Origin of the sequence: Pseudomonas sp. NPDC089406, assembly GCF_044900265.1 — a bacterium.
Classification (GTDB): domain Bacteria; phylum Pseudomonadota; class Gammaproteobacteria; order Pseudomonadales; family Pseudomonadaceae; genus Aquipseudomonas; species Aquipseudomonas fakonensis.
This window is the reverse complement of the sequence record NZ_JBJDNC010000019.1, coordinates 66,253-78,360: the sequence shown is the minus strand read 5'-3', so window position 1 is coordinate 78,360 and position 12,108 is coordinate 66,253. Positions and strand designations below refer to the sequence as shown.

The following is a 12,108-nucleotide window of genomic DNA, read 5'->3' as shown; positions in this document are numbered from 1 at the left end:
GGCTCAGGGGCGGCCCAGGATGCGGGCGACGGTGGCCACGTTGTGGGCCAGATGCACCGGGTTGATGGTGCCGACGATGGCACTGTTCACGCCCGGGTGGGCAAACAGCAATTCGAAACTGGCCTGCACCGGGTCAACCCCGGGCGCCAGGCAGGCATGGCCGCTGGCAAGGGCTTTCTTTACCAGGATGGCTTTGCCGTGCTCGGCAGCGTAGTCCAGCACCGGACGCTCCGCCTGCTCGTTCAGGTTGTAGGTGACCATGGCACAGTCGCCCTGCTCCAGGGCTTTCAGGCCGCCGGCGACGGTCTTGCCGGAGAAACCATAGCCGAGGATCTTGCCTTCCTGCTTGAGGGCGGCGAGGGTTTGGTACACGCCTTCCTGCTCGAGGATGTGCAGGTCGTTGCCGTCGGAGTGCACCAGCACCAGCTCGATGCGGTCGGTTTGCAGGCGCTTAAGGCTGCGTTCCACCGAGCGGCGGGTGTGGGCAGCACTGAAATCGAAGTGCGACAGGCCGTTGTCGAACTCTTCACCCACCTTGCTGACGATCACCCATTCATCACGCTGGCCGCGCAGCAGCGGGCCCAGGCGCTCTTCGCTGCGGCCATAGGCCGGCGCGGTGTCGAGCAGGTTGATGCCAAGCTCGCGCGCCTGGCGCAGCAGCAGGCGCGCGGCGTCGTCATCGGGGATGGTGAAACCGTTGGGGTATTTCACGCCCTGGTCGCGGCCCAGCTTGACCGTGCCCAGTCCCAGCGGGGATACGCGCAGGCCGGTGCTGCCAAGGGCGCCGTGGTGGTCGTGCAGGGTTGGCAGGCTCATGACAGCAGTTGCTCCCAGGCCGGTACGCCCAGTGGCGGGCGGGGCAGGCCGGTGAGGTCGGCCTGGGCGGCGGGGCGGATGCCGTCGCGCTCGAAGCTGGCCAGTACGCGGTCGGCGAAGTCCGGGGCCAGGGCCAGCTTGGTCGGCCAGCCCACCAGCAGGCGCTGTTGTTCCGCCAAGAAGGCGTTGTCGGGGCGCACCAGGCCCGATTGCGCGGGCTCGGCACGGTCAACCCGCAGGGTGGCCCAGCGCACCAGGCTCTGGTCGACCCAGGGCAGCAGGCCGGCAACTTCTTTTTGCGCCGCGGCGATCTGCGCTGCCGGGTCACGGGCGACGCCCTCGGCTTCGGCCAGGTCGCCGCCCAGGTACCACACCCACTGGCCGTCGGCGGCCGGGTGGGTGGTCACGGTGATGCGCGGCTTGGGCCCGCCGCCCAGGCAGTGGGCGTACAGCGGCTTGAGGTTGGGGCCCTTGGCCAGGACCATGTGCAGCGGCCGGCGCTGCATGGCCGGCTGGCTCAGGCCCAAGGCCTGCAGCAGGCCTTCGGTGCCGCCGCCGGCGCTGAGCACCACGCGCTGGGCGCGGATCTCGCGCCCGTCCACCACCAGGCCGAGCAGTTCGCCGCCCTCGCGCAGCGGTTCGATGCGTTCGCCGGCCAGCAGGCTGTCACCGGCCAGTTGCGCCAGGTTGGCCAGCAGGCTGGGCACGTCGATGACCAGCTCGGCCAGGCGGTACACCTTGCCCTTGAAGGCGCGGTCCTGCAGGGCCGGGGGCAGTTGCTCGCCCTTGACCTGGTCGACCCGGCCACGCACGGCCTTGCTGGCGAAGAAGCTGGTGAGGTTGCCGGCCAGGGTGCCGGGGCTCCACAGGTAGTGGGCGTCGGACAGCAGGCGGGTGCCGCTGAGGTCCAGCTCGCCATTGCCGGCCAGGGCTTCGCGCCAGCGCCGTGGCATGTCGGCGATGGCCTCGGAGGCGCCAGTCAGGGCGCCGTGCAGGGCGTATTTGGTGCCACCGTGGATGATGCCCTGGGACTTGATGGTCTGCTCGCCACCGAGGGTCGCGCGCTCCACCAGCACCGTCGAGTAGCCCAGGCGGCGCAGGCGTGCGTTGAGCCAAAGGCCTGCGACCCCGGCGCCGACGATCAGCACGTCAGTGGAAATGGCGGATGGCATGCGGGCACCTCGAAAACTGGGACAGGTGCGCAGTATACAGGTGTCCGACGAAGATCTTTCAGCGCCTGCGAGATCGAGCGCCGCCCGCGCGGCGCTTCGCGGGTGAACCCGCTCCCACAGTTTGTTTCTGGCCAGTCTCTTCTGTGCCGATACCGGGGGCCGCCTTGTTTGTACAACGCGGTTTTAGCGTGGGCATCACAGCCGCCCCACATGACTCAAGACATGCGCCGATACTTTCATAGGAATAACTGGCCCGAAACAAACTGTGGGAGCGGGCTTGTCGGGGTGCCGAACCACCGCGAAGCGCCGCGCGGGCGGCGCTCGATCTCATAGGCGCTGAAAGACTTGCGGCGAACACCCGCAAGCCCCTGCGCGATCAATGCCCGGCAGTATTGGAAAACACCTGGATCACCACCACGCCGCCAACGATCATGGCCATGCCGAGCATGGCCGGCAGGTCGAGCTTCTGGCCGTAGATCACCAGCGCGGCCACGCTGATCAGCACGATGCCCAGCCCCGACCAGATGGCATAGGCGATACCCACCGGAATGCTGCGCACCACCAGGGTCAGCATCCAGAACGCCACCCCATAGCCGCATACCATCAGCAACAGCGGCAACGGCGTGCTCAGGCCCTTGACCGCCTTCATGGAGGCAGTGGCGATGACTTCGGCGCAGATGGCGATGGCGAGATAGGTATAGGCGTTCATGGCGGGTCCTCCGTTGCTGGTTCGGCATTCTAGGGCAACCACAGATGCGGTAAAGTCATTAGCTATCTGAATTGGAGATAGGTTGCCCATGACCGAACACTGGAGCCTCGAACACCTGCGCTTGTTCGTGCGCACTGCCGAACTGCGCTCGTTCTCTGCCGTGGCCCGCGAGCAGCGCAAGGCGCAGTCGGCGGTGAGCAGCGCCATCGCGCTGCTGGAGGCGGACCTGGGGGTGACCTTGTTCGAACGCAGCAGTGGCCGCCACCCGCAACTGACGGAAAGTGGCGCGGCGCTGCTGGAGGACGCCCGTGAAGTGCTGCGCCAGTGCGAGCGCCTGGATGGCCGGGCACTTGCGCTGATGCGCGGCCAGGAGGCGCTGCTGCGGGTGGCCCAGGACGAGGCCATGCCCTATCAGCCGGTAATCGACAGCCTCGACGAGTTGGCCGAGCGCTACCCCTACCTGGAAGTGCAGCTGGCCAGCGGCGCTCAGGGCGATGTGGCGCGCAAACTGGTGGAGCGGCGCGCCGACCTGGGCCTGTTCTTCCACCACGAAAGCATCCCGGCCTCGCTGGAGCGTCGTGCCTTGGGCAGTGTCGAGATGGTCACGGTGTGCGCCATCGACCACCCGCTGGCGCACCTGGCCAAGGTCAGCCGGCAACAGCTGGCGCGCCACCGGCAGTTGCTGATCACCCCGCAACAGAGCGGCTACCCCGGCGGCGAGGCGATCAGCCCGCAGGTGTGGCGCGCCGACAGCTTCTACGCCATGGCCGAATTGCTGATGCGCGGCCTGGGCTGGGCCTGGCTGCCGCGTCATGTGGTGCAGTACCCCACCTACCAGACGCAAATGGTCGAGCTGGACAGCGAATGGCGCCCGCCGGCGTTGGTGGCCGAGCTTGCCTGGCGCCGCGACGAGCCGCTGGGCCCGGCCGCGCAATGGCTGGCCGAGCGCTTTGCGGTGCACCTGCGCGCGATCGGGTAAACTCCGCCGCCATGAACAGAACCCTCTATACCCTGCTGTTTCACCTGGGCCTGCCGCTGGTCGCGCTGCGCCTGTTCCTGCGCGGGCGCAAGGCGCCGGCTTATCGGGCACGCATTGCCGAGCGCTTCGCCTGCAAGCTGGCGCCGATGCGCCAGGGCGGTATTTGGGTGCATGCCGTGTCGGTGGGCGAGAGCATTGCCGCAGCGCCCATGGTGCGGGCGCTGCTCAAGCAGTACCCGGACCTGCCGATCACTCTCACCTGCATGACCCCGACCGGCTCGGAACGTATCCGCGCCATGTTCGAAGGCGAGCCGCGGGTGCAGCACTGCTACCTGCCCTACGACCTGCCGTGGGCGGCGGGGCGCTTTCTTGACCATGTGCGCCCGAAGCTCGGCGTGATCATGGAAACCGAGCTGTGGCCGAACCACATTCACCAGTGCGCCAAGCGGGGTATCCCGGTGGCGCTGGCCAACGCGCGGCTGTCCGAGCGCTCGGCCCGGGGCTACGCGCGTTTCGCCGGGCTGACCCGGCCGATGCTCGAAGAGATGAGCCTGATCGCCGTGCAGACCGAGACCGAGGCCGAGCGCTTCCGCAGCCTGGGCGCGCGACCTGAATGCGTGCAGGTGACCGGTTCGATCAAGTTCGACCTGAAAGTGGACGACGAACTGTTGCCCCGTGCCCGCCAGCTGCGCGAGCAATGGGGGGCGAGCCAGCGCCCGGTGTGGATCGCCGCCAGCACCCACGATGGCGAGGATGCACAGGTGCTCGAGGCCCATCGTCGCTTGCTCGAGGTGCACAGTGATGCGCTGCTGATTCTGGTACCGCGCCACCCTGAACGTTTCAATACGGTGCATGCTCTGTGCGCCGATCAATTCGCCACGGTGCGCCGCTCTGCCGGCGATGCCGTTGTTGCGCACACCCAGGTGCTGTTGGGCGACACCATGGGTGAACTGCTGTTCCTCTATGCCTTGGCGGATATCGCCTTCGTCGGCGGCAGCCTGGTGGCCACCGGCGGGCATAACCCGCTGGAGCCGGCAGCGCTGGCATTGCCGGTGATCATGGGGCCGCAGGTGTTCAACTTCCTTGAAATCAGCGCGATGCTGCGTGATGCCGGGGCGTTGCGGCAGGTGGACGATGCCGAGGGGCTGGCCGGGGAAGTGCGCCGGTTGGTGGAACTGCCCCAGGATGCCCGGCGTATGGGCGAGGCGGGCAGGGCGGTGATGCAGGCCAATCAGGGGGCTTTGCAGCGGTTGCTGGAAGGGCTGGCGCGCAGGCTGGTTTGAAACCGCCCTGGGCCAGTTGCCAAGCGTCATGATTTTCACGTTTGGCGGGCCTGGTCGTGGCGCCAGAGAGTGATCAGCAATCTGCAATGGCTGCCCGAGGGGCGAGCAGCTTCGCTATATGAGCCGGTTCACGGTAAGTGGCGTGAATCGAAACGTGTACGCAGCGCGAGCTATCCAGGCGCGCGGCGTAAACCCTCACTTATGCGAGTTACCGGCTTGATCAGTACATTTTACCCTCGGTTTTCCTTATACCGAGAGTAGATGGCGCCATGTTTGACGATTTTACTGATTTCAAAAACGGTCAATGGAACGGCTGGGAGCCAGAGGCGCAGCGCAAGCTGCATATCGTCCCGACCCCGAGCGGTTACCACCTGGAGCTGCCAAGGCAGAAGGTTGCAGGCAAGCAGAAGCTGGTGAGCAAGACCATGCACGGGCTTCGCCCCGGCAGCCGTTACCTGGCGCGTATCCAAGTACGCGAGCGTGAGGATGTCGGCAGCGGTACCCAGCATATCGGTTTTGCCATCGACGGCGGCGAGGTGGCGCAATGGCACCTGGTGCAGGGCCATGGCTGGCAGCAGTATTCGCTGGCGTTCACCGCCACCGGTGAGGCCCACGAGGTCTCGTTGTGCTTCGAGCATGTGCCAGGTGAGGGCGTTGCCGGTGGCGACTTCTGCCTGGACGACCTGAGGCTGACCACCTACGGCGATGGTGATGGTGACGACTTCATCGACTTCACCGATTTCGAACACGCGGATGAGCCGTTCAATGGCTGGGCCAGGGATGCCCACGGCCAGGGTCTGAGCGTGATCCAGGCGGCAGATGGTCCGCACTTCCTGGGGCATGCCGCGCCCTTGCAGGACGGGGCGCTGGGGCCAGTGCTGAGCAAGGCAATTGACTGGTCAGGGCGTTTCAGGCGCTGCAGCTTCAGCCTGCGGGCGCGCAAGGCCGGTTTTGCCTCTGGCAGCGACCCGCAGATTGCCCTGCAGTACAACGGGAGGGAGCTTGCCGGGCAGTCGATTGTCAGCGAACAGTGGAGTACGTTGCGCTGGTCGTTCGAGGCTCATGGCATTGCCGATGTATCGTTGCTGGTATTCGAGGGGGCTGGTACTGCGGCAGGGCTATGGATAGACAGCCTGCTGGTCAGCGAACTGTACGAGGAAGTGACGGACTTTTCCGGCACTGGGGCCGAAGAGCAATTCAATGGCTGGGAACTGGACAGCAGGACTTCCGATCGTGTGGTTGTAGTGCATGACTCTGCCGCTGAAGGAAATGCACTCAACTTTCCTACGCATCCAGGCTTCAAGCATGACGGGATCATCCTGTTCAAGACCTTTGCCGGGCTGCTTGCCGGTGCCAGGTTCGAGTTCATCATGCGTGTTCGGTCGAACAACAACATCAACAATGCGCGTCTTTCTGCCACGTTCGACGAGGACTTGGTCATGGGCGAGGCCGTGATCCGCAATCTTCAGTGGCAGCCCAGGGATGAGGAGCCTCGTTATAAAGGCCAGTTCACGGTAAGTGGTGGGCCCCAGGTATTGAGGATCCATAACAGCAATCCGGCATCTCGAGGGAACGACTATCGTTTCTCGGAACTGATCGTCCGTCGTATCGACCTGGATGAAGCGTGACGCCTATGGTCGCCCCCTTTTGGTGAACGGGATCGTGTTTTGAATGCTGCGCCGCCGGGCCGATGAGCTTTGGCGGCGTTGGCATTGTTGGTCGTGATGTTCTGCAATTGGTTTCGATGAACAGGGTGCTGCGAGAGAAGAGACTTTGCAGAGCGTTCATTTGACCTCGTATATCTACGAGTTATCGGATTAGCCATTGCCATTTACGCTCAGGTTTCATTCAACCGAGAGTAGATGGAACCATGTTCAACGATTTTACCGATTTCGAAAATGGTCAATGGAACGGCTGGGTGCCTGAGGCGGACCGCAAGCTGAGTATCGTCTCGACCCCGAGGGGCTATCACCTGGAGCTGCCCAGGCAGGCGGTTGTGGGCCCTCAGAAGCTGGTGAGCAAGACCATGAGCGGCCTGCGCCCCGGCAAGCGTTACCTGGCGCGTTTGCAAGTACGCGAGCGTGACGATGTGGGCAGTGGTACCCAGCAGATCGGCTTTGCCATCGATGGCGGTGAAGTGACGCAGTGGCACCTGGTGCAGGGCCATGGCTGGCAGAAGTATTCGCTGGCGTTCACCGCCACCCGTGAGGCCCACGAGGTCTCGTTGTGCTTCGAGCATATGCCGGGTGAAGGCGGGGGAGAGGCCGGTGGCGACTTCTGCCTGGATGACCTGAGGCTGACCACCTACGGCGATGGCGATGGTGACGACTTCATCGACTTCACCGATTTCGAGCATGCGACCGACCCGCTCAATGGCTGGGTCAGGGACGCCCACGGTCAGAGCCTGAGCGTGCTCCGGGCGGCGGATGGTTCGCACTACTTGGGGCATGCCGCGCCCTTGCAAAGCGGGGCGATGGGGCCGGTGCTGAGCAAGGCGATCAATTGGTCGGGGCGGTTCAGGCGCTGCAGCTTCAGCCTGCGGGCGCGCAAGGCCGGTTTTGCCTTTGGCAGTGACCCGCAGATTACCCTGCAGTACGACGGGCAGGACCTTGCCGGGCAGCCGATTGACAGTGATGAATGGAGCACATTCGAATGGAAGTTCGAAGCCAGTGCCATAGGCAACGTATCGGTGCAGGTATTCGAGCAGGTTGCAGTGGCGGCTGATGAGGCCGCAGGGCTGTGGATTGATGATCTGCTGGTTAGCGAGCTGTTTTTCGAACGGACGAATTTTGAGGGGGCTACGCCGGAACAACAGTTCAATGGCTGGAGCGTGATGTCCTATGCAGCCTATGCGAATGTCAAGATCACCCTGGATGGTATCCAAGAGTTACATGTCCTGGATTGTCCACTTTCAATTCCAGGTCTCAGAGAAGGCGATCCACTCCTTGTCAAGCAATACCGCGGGTTGCTGGAGGGCGCTCGCTTCGAATTCATAATGCGCGTGCGTCGAACCAGTGACCTCGATCCGCCTCGGCTCTCGCTGACGTGCAACGGTGAGACGATCATGGCGCAAACGCCGATTCTTAATACGGACTGGCCACTACCCTTTCCGCTAGAGCAACTGTACAAAGGGCAGTTCACGGCTGGGAAGGAGACTGCGTGGTTGCGGGTTCACAACCACAAGGCAAGCACTTACGGAAACGCCTTCAGGATCAGCGAGCTGATTGTCCGGCGCATCGACCTGGACGAAAAATGAAACCTTGGGCCGCGCTCACCGACTGAGCGCGGCCCTTGCATTCACGGCCGGCGTTCGAAGTTCTTCGCCGCTGCGGCCGCCAGGTCCGGTGGCAGGAAGTCCTTGTCCGGGTTGTAGTCGGCCTTGAGGTAGCGCCCAAGGTCCTGCAGGTCCTGCGGGCTCAAGGTGCCGGCGGCTTGCTTGAGGCGCAGGTTGTCGAGGATGTAGTCGTAGCGGCTGTTGTTGTAGTCGCGCACCGAGGTGTACAGCTGGCGCTGGGCATCCAGCACGTCGACGATGTTGCGGGTACCCACCTGGTAGCCAATCTCGGTGGCCTCCAGCGCGCTCTGGTTGGAGATGATCGACTGCTTGCGCGCCTGCACCTGTTCCACGTCGGTGTTCACCGCGCGGTGCAGGTTGCGGGTGTTTTCCACCACCTGGCGGCGCAGGCTCTCGCGCTGCTGCTCGCTCTGGCTCAGCCGCGCATAGGCCTCGCGCACCTGCGAGCTGGTCAGCCCGCCGCTGTAGATCGGGATGTTCAACTGCAGGCCGACGCTGGTCTGCTCTACATCACCGCCGTAACGCACGCCGTTTTGCGACGGGTTGGTGAAGCCCAGGCTGTCGTTGTCGCCCTTTTGATATTTGGCCACTGCATCGAGGGTCGGCGCATGGCCGGCCTTGCGCTGGCGCAGGGTTTCTTCGGCGGCGGTGACGGCGTGGTTGGTGGCCAGCAGGTTGAGGTTCTGGCGCCCGGCGGTCTCGACCCAGGCCTTGGCGTCGTTGGGGGTCGGTACCTGCACCGGCAGAGTATGCACAACGCCCTGGATCGAGCTGTACTGGCGGTTGGTCAGGGTAATCAAGGCTTCGAACGCATCCTGCACCTGGCGCTCGGCGATGATCCGGTTGGCCCGGGCAGTGTCGTAGCTGGCCTGGGATTGCAGCACGTCGGTCTTGTCCGACAGGCCCACGTCGAAGCGCTCGTTGGACTGGTCCAGCTGGCGCTTGAAGGCGGCCTCTTCTGCCTTGGTCGAGGCCAGGTTGTCCTGGGCGCGCAGCACGCTGAAGTAGTTTTCGGCGGTTTGCAGAATGAGGTTCTGCTCGGTGGCCGACAGCTCCAGTGCGGCCTGCTCGTTGACTGCTTCGGCGGCCTGCAGCTGGAACCAGCGGTCGGCACGGAAGATCGGCTGGGCCAGTGTGGCGCTCCACGAGTTGCCGCTGCGGTTGGAGGTAATCGACGGCTCATCGAGCTTGGTGCGGGTGTTCATCATGTCGGCGCCGGCCGAAAGGTTGGGCAACAGCCCGGCGCGGGCCTGGGGCACCACTTCGCGGCGGGCGCCGTAGTCGGCGCGGGCGGCGGCCAGGTCGGCGTTGTTGTCGACCGCTTCCTGGTAGACGCTGACCAGGTCGGTGCGCACCGTGGTGGGCGCATCCGCTGCCCAGGCTACTGCGTTGGACGCACAAGACACGGCAATTGCCAGTGAGAGTTTGCGCAGCATAGGGCAATCCTTGATCTGATTTTATTTACTGTACTGTCGAGTACCGGGCGATGCGCCAGTGTAGTGCCGCGCGCAGCGGCGAACAATCCGCCGCTTGTGCCATTTGTCATGCCTGGTTCAAGCCGCTTGGCTTTGCCGACCACTCCAGTCTAGACTGCGCATGTTCTTGTCGGGGTGCCTTGAAGCAAAGGCTGAGATCGCATAGGTGCGGATCCCGTTGAACCTGATCAGGTTAGCGCCTGCGTAGGGAACAAGATTGCTCTCATTCCCGGGAGCCTCTTGTGCCAGGTCCGGGATTGTCGCAGCTCATGCTCGACGGCACTCCACGGCTTTGGCACTGCACCCGTCAAGGGGTGCGTCCACACCTTTCAGGTTCTTCCCCGACATTCCGCCCGCTGGAAGCTGTCTGGAGAGCCTGTGATGACCAAACAAGAAAAAACGATCCACCTCAGCGAATCGGCACAAGTCGATCAGCAGTCCGTGCAACCGCTGCCCAACTCCCGCAAGGTCTACGTTCAGGGTTCGCGCCCGGACATTCGCGTACCCATGCGCGAAATCAGCCTGCACGACACCCCCACCGACTTCGGCGGCGAGAAGAACGCCCCGGTGCTGGTGTACGACACCTCCGGCCCCTACACCGACCCCAACGTCATCATCGACGTGCGCAAGGGCCTGGGCGATGTGCGCTCGGCGTGGATCGACGCCCGTGGCGACACCGAGCGCCTGGCGGGCCTGAGCTCGAACTTCGGCCAGCAGCGCCTGAGCGATGCCGAGCTGACCAAGCTGCGCTTCGCCCACGTGCGCAACCCGCGCCGGGCCAAGGCCGGCGCCAACGTTTCGCAGATGCACTACGCCCGCCAGGGCATCATCACCGCCGAGATGGAATACGTCGCCATCCGCGAGAACATGAAGCTGCAGGAAGCCCGCGCCGCCGGCCTGCTCGACCAGCAGCACGCCGGCCACAGCTTCGGCGCCAGCATCCCGAAAGAGATCACCCCTGAGTTCGTGCGCGAAGAAATCGCCCGCGGCCGCGCGATCATCCCTGCCAACATCAACCACACCGAGCTCGAGCCGATGATCATCGGCCGCAACTTCCTGGTGAAGATCAACGGCAACATCGGCAACAGCGCCCTGGGTTCCTCGATCGAGGAAGAAGTGGCCAAGCTGACCTGGGGCATACGCTGGGGCTCGGACACGGTGATGGACCTGTCCACCGGCAAGCATATCCACGAAACCCGCGAGTGGATCATCCGCAACTCGCCGGTACCGATCGGCACCGTGCCGATCTACCAGGCTCTGGAGAAAGTTGGCGGCGTGGCTGAGGACCTGACCTGGGAGCTGTTCCGCGACACCCTGATCGAACAGGCCGAGCAGGGCGTGGACTACTTCACCATCCACGCAGGCGTGCTGCTGCGCTACGTGCCGCTGACCGCCAAGCGGGTCACCGGCATCGTCAGCCGCGGCGGCTCGATCATGGCCAAGTGGTGCCTGGCGCACCACAAAGAGAACTTCCTGTACACGCACTTCGACGAGATCTGCGAAATCATGAAGGCCTACGACGTCAGCTTCTCGCTGGGCGACGGCCTGCGCCCGGGCTCGATTGCCGACGCCAACGACGCCGCCCAGTTCGGTGAACTGGAAACCCTCGGCGAGCTGACCAAGATCGCCTGGAAGCATGACGTGCAGTGCATGATCGAAGGCCCCGGCCACGTGCCGATGCAGCTGATCAAGGAGAACATGGACAAGCAGCTCGAGTGCTGCGACGAGGCGCCGTTCTACACCCTCGGCCCGCTGACCACCGACATCGCCCCGGGCTACGACCACATCACCTCCGGCATTGGCGCGGCGATGATCGGCTGGTTCGGTTGCGCCATGCTCTGCTACGTCACGCCCAAGGAGCACCTGGGCCTGCCGAACAAGGATGACGTGAAGACCGGCATCATCACCTACAAGATCGCCGCCCATGCCGCCGACCTTGCCAAGGGCCACCCGGGCGCGCAGATTCGCGACAACGCGCTGTCCAAGGCGCGCTTCGAGTTCCGCTGGGAAGACCAGTTCAACCTCGGCCTGGACCCGGACACCGCGCGTTCCTTCCACGACGAAACCCTGCCCAAGGAGTCGGCCAAGGTGGCGCACTTCTGCTCGATGTGCGGGCCGAAGTTCTGCTCGATGAAGATCACCCAGGAAGTACGCGAATACGCCGCCAAGATCGAAACCGTCGATGTGACGGCCGAACAGGGCATGCGCGAGCAGGCCGAGCGGTTCCGCCAGGAAGGCAGCCAGCTTTACCAGAAAGTTTGACGCGTCAGTTGTAACAGCGTGGGAGCGGGCTTGCCCCGCGATGGAGATGTCGGGTCTGCCGACGCCATCGCGGGGCAAGCCCCCGCCCACCGTTATACCGCCTCCACGCAATAGGGC

9 protein-coding genes and 1 riboswitch are annotated in these 12,108 nt (G+C 64.2%); of the genes, 5 read left to right on the top strand and 4 right to left on the bottom strand.

What is annotated here, in order from left to right:
* Window positions 1–3: 3 nt before the first annotated feature.
* The 3 genes from ACI2KK_RS15185 to ACI2KK_RS15175 form a co-directional block, all read right to left on the bottom strand.
* Entirely contained in the window at window positions 4–816 is an 813-nt protein-coding gene (locus ACI2KK_RS15185) for an aldo/keto reductase (RefSeq protein WP_404669504.1), read from the bottom strand.
* The gene (locus ACI2KK_RS15180; RefSeq protein WP_404669503.1) at window positions 813–1,988 is read right to left on the bottom strand and encodes an NAD(P)/FAD-dependent oxidoreductase; all 1,176 of its coding nucleotides are present in this window, start codon (window positions 1,986–1,988) and stop codon (window positions 813–815) included. Before ACI2KK_RS15180 ends, ACI2KK_RS15185 begins: the two co-directional genes overlap by 4 nt.
* A 376-nt stretch (window positions 1,989–2,364) precedes the next feature.
* Window positions 2,365–2,697, bottom strand: a complete 333-nt coding sequence (locus tag ACI2KK_RS15175; RefSeq protein ID WP_217887319.1) for a multidrug efflux SMR transporter — start codon at window positions 2,695–2,697, stop codon at window positions 2,365–2,367.
* 88 nt (window positions 2,698–2,785) lie between these two features.
* Between ACI2KK_RS15175 and ACI2KK_RS15170 the strand changes: the two genes are divergently transcribed.
* The 4 genes from ACI2KK_RS15170 (at window position 2,786) to ACI2KK_RS15155 (ending at window position 8,215) form a co-directional block, all read left to right on the top strand.
* A complete protein-coding gene (locus ACI2KK_RS15170) occupies window positions 2,786–3,676 on the top strand; it encodes a LysR family transcriptional regulator (protein ID WP_404669502.1) in 891 nt (296 codons plus the stop codon).
* 11 nt (window positions 3,677–3,687) lie between these two features.
* Window positions 3,688–4,959 carry a lipid IV(A) 3-deoxy-D-manno-octulosonic acid transferase gene (gene waaA / locus ACI2KK_RS15165; protein WP_404669501.1) on the top strand — a complete coding sequence of 424 codons (1,272 nt, stop codon included), beginning with the start codon at window positions 3,688–3,690 and terminating at the stop codon, window positions 4,957–4,959.
* Between the two features lie 269 nt (window positions 4,960–5,228).
* Complete coding sequence (locus ACI2KK_RS15160; RefSeq protein WP_404669500.1) at window positions 5,229–6,587, top strand: hypothetical protein; 1,359 nt, start codon at window positions 5,229–5,231, stop codon at window positions 6,585–6,587.
* A gap of 242 nt (window positions 6,588–6,829) precedes the next feature.
* The gene (locus tag ACI2KK_RS15155) at window positions 6,830–8,215 is read left to right on the top strand and encodes a hypothetical protein (protein ID WP_404669499.1); all 1,386 of its coding nucleotides are present in this window, start codon (window positions 6,830–6,832) and stop codon (window positions 8,213–8,215) included.
* Between the two features lie 41 nt (window positions 8,216–8,256).
* On the opposite strand, the gene ACI2KK_RS15150 is transcribed toward ACI2KK_RS15155, so the two are convergent.
* Complete coding sequence (locus ACI2KK_RS15150; protein ID WP_217887321.1) at window positions 8,257–9,690, bottom strand: TolC family outer membrane protein; 1,434 nt, start codon at window positions 9,688–9,690, stop codon at window positions 8,257–8,259.
* A gap of 160 nt (window positions 9,691–9,850) precedes the next feature.
* Window positions 9,851–9,957: riboswitch (TPP riboswitch) on the top strand.
* Between the two features lie 153 nt (window positions 9,958–10,110).
* Here ACI2KK_RS15150 and thiC point away from each other — a divergent pair.
* A complete protein-coding gene (thiC, locus tag ACI2KK_RS15145) occupies window positions 10,111–11,991 on the top strand; it encodes a phosphomethylpyrimidine synthase ThiC (RefSeq protein ID WP_404669498.1) in 1,881 nt (626 codons plus the stop codon).
* Window positions 11,992–12,108: the final 117 nt, after the last annotated feature.

Bases quoted from the DNA above. Each gene is read 5' to 3' on its own strand.
- ACI2KK_RS15185 (WP_404669504.1), bottom strand. From the start codon at position 816: ATGAGCCTGCCAACCCTGCACGACCACCACGGCGCCCTTGGCAGCACC.
- ACI2KK_RS15180 (WP_404669503.1), bottom strand. From the start codon at position 1,988: ATGCCATCCGCCATTTCCACTGACGTGCTGATCGTCGGCGCCGGGGTC.
- ACI2KK_RS15175 (WP_217887319.1), bottom strand. From the start codon at position 2,697: ATGAACGCCTATACCTATCTCGCCATCGCCATCTGCGCCGAAGTCATC.
- ACI2KK_RS15170 (WP_404669502.1), top strand. From the start codon at position 2,786: ATGACCGAACACTGGAGCCTCGAACACCTGCGCTTGTTCGTGCGCACT.
- waaA (WP_404669501.1), top strand. From the start codon at position 3,688: ATGAACAGAACCCTCTATACCCTGCTGTTTCACCTGGGCCTGCCGCTG.
- ACI2KK_RS15160 (WP_404669500.1), top strand. From the start codon at position 5,229: ATGTTTGACGATTTTACTGATTTCAAAAACGGTCAATGGAACGGCTGG.
- ACI2KK_RS15155 (WP_404669499.1), top strand. From the start codon at position 6,830: ATGTTCAACGATTTTACCGATTTCGAAAATGGTCAATGGAACGGCTGG.
- ACI2KK_RS15150 (WP_217887321.1), bottom strand. From the start codon at position 9,690: ATGCTGCGCAAACTCTCACTGGCAATTGCCGTGTCTTGTGCGTCCAAC.
- thiC (WP_404669498.1), top strand. From the start codon at position 10,111: ATGACCAAACAAGAAAAAACGATCCACCTCAGCGAATCGGCACAAGTC.